13 protein-coding genes are annotated in these 14598 nt (G+C 62.1%); 9 read left to right on the top strand and 4 right to left on the bottom strand.

Annotated elements, in window-relative coordinates; genetic code table 11:
* The first annotated feature begins 25 nt into the window (after nt 1-25).
* The 7 genes from G566_RS0100810 (at nt 26) to G566_RS13045 (ending at nt 8467) form a co-directional block, all read left to right on the top strand.
* Complete coding sequence (locus G566_RS0100810) at nt 26-1879, top strand: thiamine pyrophosphate-binding protein (RefSeq protein WP_022678783.1); 1854 nt, start codon at nt 26-28, stop codon at nt 1877-1879.
* 20 nt (nt 1880-1899) lie between these two features.
* On the top strand, nt 1900-2562 hold the full coding sequence (locus G566_RS13050; protein ID WP_169522725.1) for an HAD family hydrolase: 663 nt from the start codon (nt 1900-1902) through the stop codon (nt 2560-2562).
* A gap of 92 nt (nt 2563-2654) precedes the next feature.
* Complete coding sequence (locus tag G566_RS0100800; protein WP_022678781.1) at nt 2655-4607, top strand: SLBB domain-containing protein; 1953 nt, start codon at nt 2655-2657, stop codon at nt 4605-4607.
* A complete protein-coding gene (locus tag G566_RS0100795) occupies nt 4604-5695 on the top strand; it encodes a GumC domain-containing protein (protein WP_022678780.1) in 1092 nt (363 codons plus the stop codon). Before G566_RS0100800 ends, G566_RS0100795 begins: the two co-directional genes overlap by 4 nt.
* Nucleotides 5692-6654, top strand: coding sequence for a glycosyltransferase family 2 protein (locus tag G566_RS0100790; RefSeq protein WP_022678779.1), 963 nt, complete (start codon nt 5692-5694; stop codon nt 6652-6654). Before G566_RS0100795 ends, G566_RS0100790 begins: the two co-directional genes overlap by 4 nt.
* A complete protein-coding gene (locus tag G566_RS0100785) occupies nt 6654-7073 on the top strand; it encodes a GtrA family protein (protein WP_022678778.1) in 420 nt (139 codons plus the stop codon). Before G566_RS0100790 ends, G566_RS0100785 begins: the two co-directional genes overlap by 1 nt.
* Nucleotides 7070-8467 (top strand): glycosyltransferase 87 family protein, encoded by a 1398-nt coding sequence (locus G566_RS13045; RefSeq protein WP_022678777.1) that lies wholly within the window; start codon nt 7070-7072, stop codon nt 8465-8467. Before G566_RS0100785 ends, G566_RS13045 begins: the two co-directional genes overlap by 4 nt.
* On the opposite strand, the gene G566_RS0100775 is transcribed toward G566_RS13045, so the two are convergent.
* Both G566_RS0100775 and rfbF read right to left on the bottom strand, forming a co-directional pair.
* Nucleotides 8449-9591: an FkbM family methyltransferase gene (locus tag G566_RS0100775; protein ID WP_084706709.1), complete on the bottom strand. Its 1143-nt coding sequence runs from the start codon at nt 9589-9591 to the stop codon at nt 8449-8451. The two genes, G566_RS13045 and G566_RS0100775, sit on opposite strands and share 19 nt — an antisense overlap.
* 47 nt (nt 9592-9638) lie before the next feature.
* Nucleotides 9639-10412 (bottom strand): glucose-1-phosphate cytidylyltransferase, encoded by a 774-nt coding sequence (gene rfbF / locus G566_RS0100770; protein WP_022678775.1) that lies wholly within the window; start codon nt 10410-10412, stop codon nt 9639-9641.
* A gap of 179 nt (nt 10413-10591) precedes the next feature.
* Between rfbF and G566_RS0100765 the strand changes: the two genes are divergently transcribed.
* A complete protein-coding gene (locus G566_RS0100765) occupies nt 10592-12187 on the top strand; it encodes a glycosyltransferase family 39 protein (RefSeq protein WP_029131081.1) in 1596 nt (531 codons plus the stop codon).
* On the opposite strand, the gene G566_RS13040 is transcribed toward G566_RS0100765, so the two are convergent.
* Nucleotides 12173-13084: a branched-chain amino acid aminotransferase gene (locus G566_RS13040; protein ID WP_022678773.1), complete on the bottom strand. Its 912-nt coding sequence runs from the start codon at nt 13082-13084 to the stop codon at nt 12173-12175. The genes G566_RS0100765 and G566_RS13040 overlap by 15 nt on opposite strands.
* 141 nt (nt 13085-13225) lie before the next feature.
* Between G566_RS13040 and G566_RS0100755 the strand changes: the two genes are divergently transcribed.
* The gene (locus G566_RS0100755; protein ID WP_022678772.1) at nt 13226-13756 is read left to right on the top strand and encodes a MarR family winged helix-turn-helix transcriptional regulator; all 531 of its coding nucleotides are present in this window, start codon (nt 13226-13228) and stop codon (nt 13754-13756) included.
* Here the strand turns inward: G566_RS0100755 and G566_RS0100750 are convergent.
* The gene (locus G566_RS0100750) at nt 13753-14583 is read right to left on the bottom strand and encodes a c-type cytochrome (protein ID WP_084706708.1); all 831 of its coding nucleotides are present in this window, start codon (nt 14581-14583) and stop codon (nt 13753-13755) included. The genes G566_RS0100755 and G566_RS0100750 overlap by 4 nt on opposite strands.
* Nucleotides 14584-14598: the final 15 nt, after the last annotated feature.

Below are 14598 nucleotides of genomic sequence, written 5' to 3'. Positions count from 1 at the left end.
GGACTGTGCCAAAGGAGTGATGCGAATGCCGAGTGTGCGACTGTCCGATTATGTTGCCCAGCGGTTGCACCAGCACGGAGTCCGCCATGTGTTCATGTTGACTGGTGGGGGAGCCATGCATCTGAACGATGCAATGGGGCGGGTAGACGGCTTGCGTTACGTCTGCTGCCATCACGAACAGGCCCTAGCGATGGCGGCCGAAAGCTACACGCGCCTGTCGGGTCGCCTTGCTGCGGTGAATGTCACCACGGGGCCGGGTGGTATCAATTCTCTCAACGGCGTGCACGGAGCGTTTACAGACTCTATCGCGATGTTCATCATCTCCGGGCAAGTCAAGCGCGAAATGCTGGCCAGTCGGGCACCGGTGCGGTTGCGCCAACTGGGCGACCAGGAAGTTGACATCGTGTCGATGGTGACGCCGATCACCAAATTCGCCGCGACGGTCGCAGACCCGTTGGATATCCGCTATCTGCTGGAGAAGGCGCTGTGGCTTGCCGAAACCGGTCGCCCTGGCCCTGTCTGGCTTGACATCCCGATCGATGTCCAAGCGGCGCTCATCGATCCATCGGTGCTTCACGGTTTCAATCCGCTGCGCGAAGGCTATGGTCGGCCTTATGCGCTGCCCGCCGAATATGGCTGGTTGCAGGGCGAAGCGCTGGAGTTGGCCGCGCGCAATGTGGTTGACGCGATCAAGAGCGCCGAGCGCCCGGTGTTGCTGCCGGGCACAGGCGTGCGCATCAGCGGCGCCTATGACAATTTCCTGCGTGTGGCCGATCTGCTCGGGATCCCGGTGGCGCCGGCCTGGAATGCCCAGGATCTGGTGCCGGACGACCATCCGCTTTATGTCGGCCGCCCTGGCACTGTCGGCGACCGCGCCGGCAATTTCACCGTGCAGAATTCGGATTGTGTGCTGGTGCTTGGTTGCCGCCTCAATATCCGCCAGATCAGCTACAATTTTTCCTCCTTCGCTCGCGCCGCCCGCAAGATCATGGTGGATGTGGACGCGGCCGAACTGGCCAAGCCGACCCTTTCGATCGACATGCCCATTCATGCCGACCTGAAGGATTTCCTGCCGGCATTGGAACGTGCGCTGGCTGGTTACGAGACCCCGCAGGCGCACCGTCGGTATCTGGATTGGGCCATGGAGCGCCGCCGCAAATATCATCCCGTCCTCCCCGAATACTGGGCCACACAGGGCGTGGTAAACCCCTATTGCTTCACCGAAGCGCTGTTCGAGCAGCTTGCCGAGGATGAGGTGATCGTGATGGCTGACGCCACAGCTGCCGTTGTCACCGTTCAGGCCGCCCGCCTCAAGAGGGGCCAGCGCCTCTATTCCAACTCCGGCGCAGCCTCGATGGGCTATGACCTGCCTGCCACCATCGGCGCCTGGCATGCGATGCCGGACAGCGCGTCGCGTATAATCTGCATGGCGGGCGATGGCTCGATCATGCAGAATCTGCAGGAACTGCAGACGATCGTCGGACAAGGCATACCGGCCAAGATATTCCTCTACAACAATTCGGGCTATCACTCGATCCGCCAGTCGCAACAGGCGCATTTCGCCGGCTTTTCAGTGGGCTGCGGCCCGGATTCAGGCGTTACCTTCCCGGATTTCGAGAAGATTGCCACCGCCTTCGGGTTCGCCTTCCGCCGCACCAGCGATCATGACGACATCCGCTCCGCCATCGCCGAAACTCTGGCCGCGAACGGCCCAACGATCTGCGAGATCATGGTCGACAAGGAGCAGAATTTCGCTCCCAAGCTGTCGTCGCGCCGGCTGGACGACGGCACCATGGTGACCGCGCCGCTGGAAGACCTCGCGCCATTCCTGCCGCGCCACGAGTTTCTGGCAAACATGATAATCCCGCCGATCAATTGATGACTGCACTCGCACCATTCTTGCTCGATCTTGATGGCACATTGGTGGACAGCGCACGCGGCATCGCCAATGCGCTCACCCGTGTGGCCAACGCCAGGGGCCTTCCGGCGGTGACGGCGGGCGCGGTGCGCCCGCTGGTCAGCCAGGGCGTTGAGACGCTGGTCGGCACCACGCTGGGCAGCACGGCTGCGGACCTGGCGGCGGACGTAGCGGCGTTCCGCCAGGTGCTTGCCGGCCTGCCGGCCGATCCAGACGCGCTCTACCCCGGTGCTTTTGCGGCAGTGTCGGGTCTGCATTCCGCCGGCCACCCGATCGCCATCGTGACCAACAAGCCCGAGCGTCTTGCCCTCGGCCTGCTGGACCAGCTTGGACTGCTGGCGCTCTGCGGCGCGGTCGTCGGCGGCGACACCTGCCCACGGGCCAAGCCAGACCCATTGCCGCTGCTGCATGCATTGGCCCGAATTGCACCGTCAGTGCGTCCGGGTGATGCAATCATGGTCGGTGACAGCGATGTGGATGGTCAAGCTACGTTAACAGCCGGCTGCCGTTTCCTGCTATTCACGGGCGGCTACGGGCCGGTCACGCAGGGCCTTTATCCGGTACACCGGCGCTTTTCCGAATTCGATAAACTCGAAGCCATTGCGGCCAGCCTCGGGCACGAGTACTGCGCTGCATCAGCATGATTCGCTATGACCCGCCTTCAAAGCCAGCATCCAATCCTTTAGATTGGCACGGATGTTGAATTGCTTCCGTTAATGATTGTCAGGACTGGAAGATGAGTATCATGGACAGCAGCGTCCCCGTGCGGGCGCCCGGCCCATCTCTGTGGCGCCGCCTGGTGGTGACGGCTTGTCTGGCACTAGTGGGATCTCACAGCGCCGTCTTCGCACAGTCCGCGGCCTCCATCACACCGTTGGCCAACAACCAGCCAAGTCAAACGGAAGACCAGCCTGAGCAGCGTGAGCAGCGTGAGCAGCGTGAGCAGCGTGAGCGGCGTGAGCGGCGTTATCAAGGCGACCAGCAGGCCCAGAACTACCAGCCCTATTCCCCGGTCTCTATAAGGGAAGAACGCGGTAACCGCGGCGACGACATTCGCTCGCTTGATACTAGCGGCAGGAGCCTTACCATGCCGGCCAGGCCGGGCGAATTCGAACGTTACATAGAAACCGCACTTGGCCGGAAGATTCCGCGTTTTGGAGCAAACCTGCTAACCGAAGCTGTGCGTGACTTCGAGATGCCGGCACAGGCCACTGTGCCGCCTGATTATTCGATCAATGTTGGCGACACGATCGCCGTCTCGCTAACGGGGGCCATCGAAGGTATCGCCAATTTCGTCGTCGACACCGACGGGCGCATTACCATCCCCAAAGTTGGCCCTGTGCCGGTCGCCGGTGTACGTTATCGCAACTTGGAAAGCCGCATCGCTCAGGCCATCGGCCGCCAGTATCGGGGTTATGAGGTCAGCGTGAGCCTTCCCAAGCTGCGCGGCCTGCGTGTTTATGTGACCGGGTTTGCAAACAGTCCCGGCGCCTATTCGCTTAACAGCCTGTCAACGCTCGTGAATGCCGTGCTCGCTGCAGGTGGCCCAAACGCGGGGGGCAGTTTCCGCGTTGCCCAGTTGATCCGAGCCGGCAAAGTTATGACGGAGGTTGATCTCTATGAAATATTGCGCAAGGGCAATCGCTCGCTCGACCCGATCCTTCAAAACGAAGATGTGATCTTCATCCCGTCGGTTGGCAAGCAGGTGGGGGTGATCGGCAGCGTGAACGAAGAGGCCATCTACGAGCTCACACCTGAGGAGACCGTGGGCGATGCGCTGCGCATCGCTGGGGGCAGGAACGTACTCGCCGAAGCGTCGAGGGTTATCCTTTATCGTTTGTCGGAAAAGCAGACGCTCGGCAGCCGCGAAGTGCAGATGGCACAAGCCGGTACCTATCCGATTGAGGGCGGCGATATCGTCCAGATGCTGTCGGAAGGATCGTTGATGATGCCGCTTGGACGTCAGCAGGTGATCTTGCGGCTTGAAGGTGAGGTTAACAGGCCTGGAAATTACTTCGTCGCCCCGGGCACGCCCGTGTCAAAGGTGATCGAGATGGCTGGCGGCTTAACCCCGCGCGCATATGTCTATGGCACTAAGCTCGTGAGGGCAAGCGTTGCCGCCCAGCAACGCGTCGCTCTCAAGGAGATACTTGACCAGTTCGAATTCACGCTGACCACAGTGCCACTGTCCAACAATGGCACGATCAATGGGGAGCAGCTTGCGTCGGGACGGCAGGTCCTAGAGCGCCTCCGCAATACCGAACCCGACGGTCGTCTTGTCCTGCCCATCCCGTTCGACGCTGCAGCGCTGCCCAGCGACCTCCCGCTCGAGAACAATGACAAGTTGACTATTCCTCCCTTGGTACCAACTGTAGGCGTATACGGGTCAGTGTTTAGGCCGGCCACGTTCCTGATTGACGAGCGCCAGACAACACGCGTGCGGGATATGATCGAGAAGGCCGGCGGTGTGCAGCGCGCGGGTGACCGGGGCCAAATCCTCTTGATGCGGGCAAGTGGCGAAGTGCTCACTCGGCGCCGGGGCGCGATGCAGGCGAGGCTGCAACCGGGAGACTTGATCTTCGTGCCGGTCAAGACCCAGTCGAGTTCGCTGCTGCAAAAGCTGACGGCAATCAGCCAAGTGATCTTCTCCCTTAGCCTCGGCGCGGCAGCCGTGGCGGCGATACAATGATCTGGCGCCCCCACAGCCTCATCGGTCGGCTCAGCCGCTTCGGCTTACTTGCCCTGCCTGCTGCGCGGCGGGCCCTTTTTGCTGTATTGTTCAGCATTGCGGCGCTCTTAGCGCTGTTCCCAGAGCGACACCGCGCAGTCGTTACCCTAACCCCGTCGGATCCGGCCAGCCTTGGCCTATCGGGCACGCTTGGCCAGCTAGGGGCGGTGCAAAGCGTGTTTGGGAACCAGGCGGCGGTCGAGGTCAGCTTGCGCATCGCGCGCAGCGACTACGTGCGCGACCGAGTCAATGCCGAACTGGGGCTCGAGTCCTATCTCGGTGAGAACCGGATCGAGACGTTGCGCTGGTTGGACCGCAAGGTTGATATACACGCCCTACGCGGCGGTATTATCGAGTTCGAGCTGACGCTGGGTAATGCTTCGCAGGCGCGCAAGATCGTCGACGTCTATGCACGGGCTGTGCGCGAACAGCTTGCGGCCATCTCGCGCACTCAGACAGCGTACAAGCGCGACATCCTAGTTGACCTCGTCGATCAGGCCAATCGGCGACTGAGCAAGGCACAAGCTGCCTACGACACATTCCGCCTGCGCACCCGTTACAGCTCGCCGCAGGCGGCCATTTTATCGCTGGGTGACCGGGTACCTAAGTTAGAGGATGCGATCAAATCAAAGCGCATCCAGCTTGCCGCTGCGCGCCAGTTCTTTACCGATGACAATATGAACGTCCGTCAGATTCGCGCAGAGATAGAGGCACTCGAGCAGCAACTTTCTCAGACGCGCTCGATCACGCCGGGCGACAACAGTTCGGTGGGGCGGGTAGTTCGCGAATCCACAGAAGTCGACCGCTTGCGCCGCGACCTCGACCTCGCTTTAGGACTGTACGACAACTACAAGCGATATCTGCAAGGCACGTCAGTTGAAGACTTGACCTCCACCGCCAACGTCCGTATCCTCGAACCAGCTTATGTGGACAGCCAGCGCCAGTATAATTGGCCCTTTGTAATCGTTGCCTTTCTCGTGCTGCTATTGGCCGTCGTTATCGAATTTTACCAAATGCGGCCACCGCTCGAGCCGGAAGCCACGAAATGAACGTGTATGCTGCTGTGGCCGGTCGACCCGAGATCTCAGTTGTTATCCCCTGCTACAACGAGGAGGACAACGCCGCCGCTATCTGCGCGGCAGCCGTGACCGAACTCGAATCGGCGGGCGTTAGCTTTGAGATCATATTCATCGACAATGCCTCGACCGATACCACTGTAGCAATCATCAGGCGGCTGTGTGCCGCAGATACGCGAGTCAAACTGATCGTCAACAGCCGAAATTTTGGCCAGATGCGTTCTCCCACCCACGCCATCTATCAAGCCAACGGCCGCGCGGTCATCGGTCTGTGTGCAGATTTTCAGGACCCTCCCGAAATGATCCCCCGGTTCATCGAGCGCTGGCGCGCCGGGGTAGATATCGTGTTGGGGGTGAGGCAGGCGGAAAAGGTCACCGTTATCCATAGCGCCTTCCGCAAGTTGTCCTACACGTTGGCCAACAGGTTCGGCGATTACGCGATCATTCCGCAGGCCACCGGTTTTGGCCTGTACGACATGCGCGTGGTCGATGCCACGCGGGGTTTGGCCGAGCCTGAACCCTTTTTCCGCGGCATGCTGGTCGAAACCGGTTTCCGCCTTGAGACGATCCCTTATGAACGGCCGCCCCGGGCCGGCGGCGCTTCCAAAAACAACTTCTGGGCGCTTTTTGATTTCGCCATGTCGGCGCTGGCTGGATCGTCAAAGAAGCTGCTGCGCCTGCCCCTGTACATCGGCGCCTTGGGCATCCTGCTGACACTGCTCATGTTGCTGGGCGGGCTTATCGCTTATTTGGACGGACGCCCCATTGCCAGTTGGTTCATAGCGTCTGTTATCCAGTTCCAGTTTGCGCTGCTGTTCGGCTTCCTCGGGTTGCTGGGAGACAATATACGCATCATCTCCGAGCGGACCCGGCGAACCCCGCTGGTTGTCGAACGCGAACGGATAAACTTCAGCGACATCGGCGGTCACTGATGTCGAGCGACGGCGGCCTGCTCGCCGAGCTGCGCCAACGTATCTCCTGGAGCCAAGTGCAACTGGCTGTACGCTTTTACCAGGCTGCCATCATCAACACGCTGTTTGGCATTTCCTTCTATGCATTGCTCGTCTGGCTGGGTTTGAATCTGTTCCTGGCCCAGGCGCTGTCCCACGTCGTGGGGACGACCTTCAATTACTTCACATATTCTCGCCACGTCTTCCGGACGGCGCGACCGGCGAAAGCTCGCTTCCTGCTATCCTACCTCGGCGCCTATTTGCTCAATCTGGCCGTTCTCTACGGGCTCTCGCGCGTGATCCCGTCTCCCTATGTGGCGGGGATTGCCACGGCGTTGATCGTCTCTCTGGTCAACTTCCTCGTGCTCAAGCGGCTGGTGTTCAGGGTTGGAGCGCCATGACCGCGAGCCGGGCCCGCCGCAACGGACGCTGGGTGGAGATCGCCCTGTCGTTCGCCATCTTGCTACTGCTGGTCCGCGCAGGCTGGAATCTGTACGAATACGGCTATCTGCCCCAACCATTCTTCTATGAACCTTCCGATTCTTGGATGGACTGGTTCAACACAGCCTATTGGTCACGCGATCCCGGCGCATACAATGTCTGGGGCACCATTTACCCACCGCTGTCCTTCGTGGTGATACGCCCACTTGGCATCGACGCCTGCTATGGACGCAGCTCCATAGTCAGCGACCTGTTGACCATCCGCGATTGCGATTGGCTCGGTATCGTTGCAATTCACGCGATCTTTGCCTTGAACATCGTGCTGATCGCGCGGACCTTGAACCTGATCGATTGCGCCACAATGGTGCCGCGAACGATCGCGCTGGCGCTCGGGATGCCCATGTTGTTCGCGCTGGAACGCGGCAACATTCTGCTTCTCACGTTCACCTGTTTCCTGCTTGCCTTCGGCCCCCTGCTCCGCTCGGCCCGGCTGCGCTGGTTGGCCGCCGGATTGGCCGTCAATTTCAAAGTCTATCTGATCGGTGCGGTGATCGCTCTGCTGATCAAGCGCCGCTGGCGCTGGGTGGAAAATGCCTTGATCGCTATCATCGGCGTCTATGTCGCGACGTATTTGCTGCTGGGTACGGGTAGTCCAATTCAGCTGATCAGCAACATCACCCGTTATTCATCTGGGTTCGAGGCCAGCCAGGTTCTCGATATCTGGTATTCAATTACCTATGGTCCATTGATTTCGTTGCTGAACGGGAATGTCTTTCCGGTCTCCTCTGCGGTCGGCAGTCAGCTCCCTGAAATCGGCCTTCTCGTCATCCCAGCGCTGGTACGCTTTGGGCAAATGGCCATCATGATCGCCGCGGCGGCGGCGTGGTTGCGCCCCGAAGTCGTGTCTCCCCACCGCGCTGTCTTCCTGGGAACGGCCATGGCACTGATCAGCTCCGAGGCGGGCGGCTATACCCAGATCCTCATCGTCCTGCTGGTGTTCATGGAACCCTGGCGCGGGATTGCACGTCCGATTGCCATCATTCTCTGTTATCTGCTGTGTATGCCGGGCGACATAACGGTGGGAGAAGTGCCGCCTTTCATTCGCAACAGCTATTTCGTAGGGCACCTCGTCGAGGTGCAGATGGGCGTCGGGCTGGGCATGTTCCTGAGGCCAGGCATGCTGATCGCCATAGCCATCGCCCTGTCGGCATCGACGATCAACGATGTCTGGCGCGACATCCGCCACCAAGGCAACCGCCGGCGCTGGCGCTTCCGCCGAGACGCCCCGCTATTGCCCGGCGTCGCCCCGCCGGTGCCTCCAGTCGGCAGCGGGGCTCAGTCCCAGTCGACATAGAGCACCGTGTCATAACCGTTGTGGCCATGCTGGCGCAGCGCGTAGCGTCCGCCGGGCAGCATGGCATCGATCTTCAGCGGCAGTTCCCACAGATCGGACGGCTTGTGATAGACTGCGATCGCGATACGCGGCCGGTGCCGACCCAGCAACCCGGCCATACCATCCAGCGCGCCCGCCTCGAACCCCTCGATGTCAAGCTTGACCATGTCGAGACGATCAAGCGTCAGCACATCGTCCAGACGCACCACCGGCACGGTTTCGACATCGACCTGGACGCCGGCCTCGACGCCGCGCGAGGCATCGGCATTGCCGGCCGCAAAGCCCATTATGCCGGTCTGCGCCCCCACCCCACAAGGAAACAGCGCCACCTCGCTCAGATCGCTGCCATGCGCCTGGACGAAGTCGCTCATGTGGCGGAAATTCCGGCGGTCAGGTTCAAACGCATACCATTTGGCGAGGTGGACGCCAGCTTTGTTCGCGGTCTCCAGCAGATCACCCGGAAACGCTCCGCAGTCGATCACTACGATTTCATCACTGCCAATCGGCAGATCGGCCGGAAAATACTGGCGATCACGGTCAACGGCTGGATGATCCTCCGGACGGCCGGTTATACGATAGGCGACGAGCTGCTCCAGGATCGTGCCGGAGGCCTCATCGCCCAGCAGGGCAGCCACACGGGCGATGGAGTCGGCCTGCTGGACCGGCAGGGCACGGCTGGTTTGCCAGTAGTTGCCTAGCGCGGGATCGACCACATCCGGCAATTCGGGCACGAACAGTATCTCGGCAAAGCCGATAGCGCGCGCCCAGGCTACGACATCATCGATCGCGGTCCGGAAATTGTTGATGGCCATCACCAGCACAGCCTGCGCGGCGTGCCTGCCATCGATGGCAGCAGTGCCCATCACCGGCAAATCGTCGACGATCTGTCCCGGCTGGGCATGGCTGTCAATGAAGCCCTGCACGGTGTAGCCGTGGTGCCGCAGCGTGGCGGCCAGCTGGCGCCCATAACCGCCGGCGCCATAAACCAGCACGCCGTGCCGGCGGATCTCCGCCTGCAGCCGATCAGCCGACCGGTTCTGCACCGTCCACGCAAACTGTTCCTGAATTATCCGCTTAATCGTCATATCACCGTCATCCCCGCCTTGGCCCGAACGGGCGTGCCGCCTGCATGTCACCACAATTTCCACGGCGCCTTATTCTTCAGCCAAAGTTCATCCAAATACTGCTTGTCGCGCAGCGTGTCCATCGGTTGCCAGAAGCCCTGGTGATGATAGGCGACCAGTTCGCGGGTGTGCGCCAGCGTTTCCAGCGGTTCCTGTTCCCAAACGGTAGAGGGGCCATCGATCAGATCAACCACCGACGGATCGGCGACGAAAAACCCGCCGTTGATCAGGCCGCCATCGCCGGCTGGCTTTTCCTTGAAGCGCAGCACTTCGCTGTTCTCCGACAGTTCGAGCGCCCCAAATCGTCCGGGCGGGGCCACGGCGGTGATCGTCGCCTTGCGGCCATGCGCCTTGTGGAAGGCCACAAGCTTGGCCACATCGATATCGGCCACGCCATCGCCATAAGTGAAGCAAAAGGGCTCACCAGGGGTGAGGAAATCCTTCACCGCCTTTAACCGGCCGCCGGTCATGGTGTCGGCTCCGGTTTCCACCATAGTGATCCGCCAGGGCTCGCTGCGGGCGCGATGCACTTCCATGCTGTTCTCGCGCAGATCAATCGTCACATCGGCCGTATGCAGGAAATAATTGGCAAAAAACTCCTTGATCACATAGCCCTTGTAACCAAGGCAGATAATAAAATCATTCAACCCGGCGGCGGAATAGATCTTAAGAATGTGCCACAGGATCGGCATGCCGCCGATTTCCACCATCGGCTTGGGGCGGACGCTAGTTTCCTCGCCCAACCGAGTGCCAAGGCCGCCGGCCAAAATAACCGTTTTCATGTGGAGTTATATCCTGAATTGAAAGGCTGCGCTACGCCTTGTCAATTTCATCTGGCGGCGTCAATAGTTCGTCCACGCTGGCACCCATCTGCCGCCAACACCGGCCCTTGCAGGATCCAATTTTGCCGTCCAAACCCTCTTCATCGCCAGGCCGCTCGGCCAGCCTCTGGTGGCTGCTGATGGCATTTCTACTGGCGGGCCTGCTACGCACCCATGGCATAGGCCAGGGCCTGCCCGGCCTCTATGATCCCGATGAGCCATTGTTCATCATCAATGCCATTGAGCTGCTGGCCAAACAGACGCTGATGCCCGGCTGGTTCGGGCATCCCGGCATCACCACCCTGTATCTGCTGGCCGCCTGCGATCTGCTGGTGTTTCTGGGTGGCCGCGCGGCGGGGCTGTGGGCCACCACGGGCGAATTTGCCACCCAGCTTTATGCCGACCCTTCAGCCATCGTGCTGGCCGGCCGGACGGCCATTGTGGCGCTGTCGCTGGCGGTGATGGCCACAACTGCCCGGCTGGGCGCCCGGCTGGGTGATGCCCCCGCCGGGCTGGTGGCGGCCATGCTGCTGGCTGCCAGCCCGCTGCACAGCGAAATTTCCAGCCTGGTGCGAACCGACATCATGGTCAGCCTGTTCAGCCTGTTGGCCATGCTGGCATCCGTGAGCGTGGCGCAACATGGCCGCCGCCGCGATCTGATCGTCGCTGGGCTTTGGATGGGCACGGCGGTATCAACCAAATGGCCCGGCGCCGTGCTGGCCCTGGCTCCGCTGGCGGCCTGGATCTGGGCCTGGCGGCAGGATCGCCGACAATGGCTGCGCGGTGCGCTGCTGCTGGGGGGTGCGATGCTGTTGGCCATGGCCGTGCTGATGCCGCCTCTGTGGCTGCGGCCTTTGGATGTGTGGGCCGCGCTGATCAACGAAGTGCAACCGGCGCATGTCGGCGCCACCGGCGGCAACTGGCTGGACAAATTTCTGTGGTATCTTGCCGTGCTGTGGGATCGCGGGCTGGGCTGGGCGGCGCTGCTGATCCCGGTTGGCGCGGCCCTCGCCATGCAGCGCCGGGCCATGCCGGTGGTCCTGATCCTGCTGCTGCCGACGGTCGCCCTGCTGGCGCTGCTGTGCAGCCAAACCAATGTCTGGCAACGCTGGCTGGTGTTGCCAATGCCGATGCTGTCATTGCTGGCCGGCCTGGCACTTTCAGCAGTCGCACGCGCCGTGAGGGGGGCGCGCAGCGGCTGGCTGGTCGCAGCCGCCGGCACCGCGCTGTCCATCCCCTTGGCCTGGTCTGCCTGGCAAGACGGCACGGCGCGCGGAAATCCCACCCAGGCTCGCGCGGTGGCCTTCATGTTGAACAACGTGCCGGCCGGCAGCCGCATCACGGTCGAAATGCTGGCCTTCCCACTGCTCAAAGGCAATTGGTCGATCCGCTACCCGTTCGGGCCGGTGGGCTGCGTGGATGGCCGCGCCCTGCTGGCCGGCAAGGTGAATTATGACGATGCAGCCGGCGCCCAGAAAGGCAAACAGAAACTGGTGCTTGGCACCATAAATCCGGCCCGGATCGCCAGCTGCTGGGCCGATTATGCCATCATCCACGATGCCGACCGCTGGCTGAACGAAGCTTCGCGCTATCCGCAGGAAGCGGCAGTGTATCGCGCCTTCATCGATGGCGGCACGATCATTGGCGATTTTCGGGCAATCCACGGCGTCTCGGCCGGGCCGCGCACTTTGGTGATCAAGTTGGGGCCCGAATTGCCGCCATCACCGCTGCGTTGACGGCACCGGCTCCACGCCGGTGATGCGGCCGTGGACGAGATCACTGTAATCCTGCGCCAATTGCAGGGTCGCCTCGCCCACCTGGAAATTCCACGGACCGATTTCGGCCAGCGGCGTCACTTCGGCGGCTGAGCCTGTCAGGAAGGCTTCCTGAAAATTGGCCAGTTCTTCCGGCCAGATTGCGCGTTCCACCACCTTGATGCCGCGGCGCTGGGCCAGCGCGATGATGCTGCGGCGGGTGATGCCATCCAGGAAACAATCCGGGGTGGGCGTGTGCAGTTCGCCGTTCTGGAAGAAGAAGATGTTGGCCCCGGTGGCTTCGGCCACCTGCCCACGCCAATCCAGCATCATCGCATCGTTATAGCCGGCGTTTTCGGCGGCGTGCTTGGACAGCGTGCAGATCATGTAGAGGCCGGCCGCCTTGGCGCGCACCGGCGCGGTGTAGGGCGCGGGCCGCCGCCACGGCGCGATGTTGAGGCGCAGGCCCTTCTTCAGCGCTTCCGGGCCAAAGTAAGCCCCCCATTCCCAGGTGGCGACGGCGAGATGCGCCTTGGTCTTCTGCGCCGAAACGCCCATCTGCTCGCTGCCGCGCCACGCGACGGGCCGCACATAGGCGTTGGTCAGGCCGTTGGCGGCCAGCGTCTGACGGCAGGCCTCGTCGATCTCTTCAACGCTCCACGGCAGCGGAAAGCCCATCAGATTGGCCGAGTCGATCAGCCGCTGTGAGTGCAATGACAGCGCATAGATATGGCCGCCATAGGCCCGCGCGCCTTCGAACACGGAGCTGGCATAGTGCAGGCCGTGGGTGAGGATATGGACATTGGCTTCGCGCCAGGGCTTCAGTTCGCCATCCATCCAGATGAAGCCGTTGCGATCGTCGAAGGTAGCGTCGGTCATGGCAGAAACCCTGTCCCCAGAAACAATGGTGAGGCTTGCCGCCCTGCCACGGCAACAAACGAACAGTGTGGCCACCGCCGCCTTGCCGGGAATTGCGCGCCCCGCTTGTGTCGGCATAGCCTTTGTGGCAGATAAGTCAACATGACTGTCCCAATTTCTGCAACCGCCGCGCAGGCGCACGTCTCCCCCCTGAAGGTGACGCCGGCCTCGCCGCTGTTCCTGCGCGAGGACGAGATCCGGCGCGGCATTGAACTGCTCTATTTCGGCTACACGTCGATGATCCGGGGTGCCGATGCGATTTTGGAAGCACAGGGGCTGGGTCGCGCCCACCACCGTTCGCTCTATTTCATCGCGCGTCGGCCGGGGCTTTCGGTGGGGGAACTCATCAGCCTGCTCGGCGTCACCAAGCAGTCGCTGGGCCGGGTGCTGAATGATCTGGGCCACCGCGAACTGGTCGAACAGCGCGTGGGCGTGGCTGATCGCCGCCAGCGCCTGCTCACCCTCACGGCGTCGGGCGCGGCACTGGAAGCGCGACTGTTCACCGAGCTGGAACGATCGATGGCGCGCGCCTATGGCGAAGCCGGGCAGCAGGCGGTCTCCGGCTTCTGGGCCGTGCTGATGGGCCTAGTGCCGCCTGCTGACCGCCCACAGGTGGAAGCGCTGCAGGGTTAAGGCGGCAAGAGCGACTTCAGATAATCGAACAGCGCCCGGCGTTCGGCGTCGGTCATGTGCACCAATCGTTCCCGGCCCACGCCCGTCATCAACCGCAACTTGCGTCCATCCGGCGGCCGGCCGGTGGTGGTGAGCCGCACAAAGGCTGGCCAGTCATAAACCTGGATGGCATCCGCCAAGGCAGGCGTATCGCCGCCTGTGCCGCCAAGTCCGTGATTGTGACACTCCGCGCAGGCAAGCCGGGTGAAATAGGGGCCCCATGCCGGCGTACCGGGTGCCGGGGCAACAGCAGGGCCAGCATCCGTGGCCCGCACGAGCACGACATTGGGGATCAACTCGCCGGTGGCGGCGACATAGGCCTTGAACAGACGATGTTTCAGCGTGATCGGCTGGGCATCTGTGGCGGCCGGCAGGCGGCGCAGATGGGCGTGAATGGCGGCAATTTCGTTGTCGGCCATGACGGCAAACATTTCGGTTGGCATTGCCCAACTGATGCTGGTGCCATCGGGGCGCAGACCGTGACGCACAGCGCGCGCGAAATCCTCGCGCGTCCACTCGCGGGCGCGGCGGCGCAGATTGGGCGCGACGATGCCATAGAAGTCTTCGCCGGCCAGTGCCTTGCCGTGGCAACCGTTGCAGCCATAAACGCCCACCAGGCGCGCGCCCAGCGCCGCATCACCGGGCCCGCCCGCCACCGTTGACGGCAGCGCGCCATGATCCTTCGTCAATTGCTGCTGTCCGGCCCACCACAACCCGCCTGCGGCGCCGGCCACCACGAGCAGCGATGCGACGATCACCCCCAGACCAAGCTTCACCCATCGCGGCACGGCATCTGTCTCCCA

It is taken from the genome of Sandarakinorhabdus limnophila DSM 17366 (assembly GCF_000420765.1).
In the GTDB taxonomy this organism is placed as follows: domain Bacteria; phylum Pseudomonadota; class Alphaproteobacteria; order Sphingomonadales; family Sphingomonadaceae; genus Sandarakinorhabdus; species Sandarakinorhabdus limnophila.
This window is presented reverse-complemented; position numbering and strand designations above follow the sequence as displayed.

Bases quoted from the DNA above. Each gene is read 5' to 3' on its own strand.
- G566_RS0100785 (WP_022678778.1), top strand. From the start codon at position 6,654: ATGTCGAGCGACGGCGGCCTGCTCGCCGAGCTGCGCCAACGTATCTCC.
- G566_RS0100810 (WP_022678783.1), top strand. From the start codon at position 26: ATGCCGAGTGTGCGACTGTCCGATTATGTTGCCCAGCGGTTGCACCAG.
- rfbF (WP_022678775.1), bottom strand. From the start codon at position 10,412: ATGAAAACGGTTATTTTGGCCGGCGGCCTTGGCACTCGGTTGGGCGAG.
- G566_RS0100795 (WP_022678780.1), top strand. From the start codon at position 4,604: ATGATCTGGCGCCCCCACAGCCTCATCGGTCGGCTCAGCCGCTTCGGC.
- G566_RS13040 (WP_022678773.1), bottom strand. From the start codon at position 13,084: ATGACCGACGCTACCTTCGACGATCGCAACGGCTTCATCTGGATGGAT.
- G566_RS0100790 (WP_022678779.1), top strand. From the start codon at position 5,692: ATGAACGTGTATGCTGCTGTGGCCGGTCGACCCGAGATCTCAGTTGTT.
- G566_RS0100800 (WP_022678781.1), top strand. From the start codon at position 2,655: ATGAGTATCATGGACAGCAGCGTCCCCGTGCGGGCGCCCGGCCCATCT.
- G566_RS0100755 (WP_022678772.1), top strand. From the start codon at position 13,226: ATGACTGTCCCAATTTCTGCAACCGCCGCGCAGGCGCACGTCTCCCCC.
- G566_RS13045 (WP_022678777.1), top strand. From the start codon at position 7,070: ATGACCGCGAGCCGGGCCCGCCGCAACGGACGCTGGGTGGAGATCGCC.
- G566_RS0100765 (WP_029131081.1), top strand. From the start codon at position 10,592: ATGGCATTTCTACTGGCGGGCCTGCTACGCACCCATGGCATAGGCCAG.
- G566_RS0100775 (WP_084706709.1), bottom strand. From the start codon at position 9,591: ATGACGATTAAGCGGATAATTCAGGAACAGTTTGCGTGGACGGTGCAG.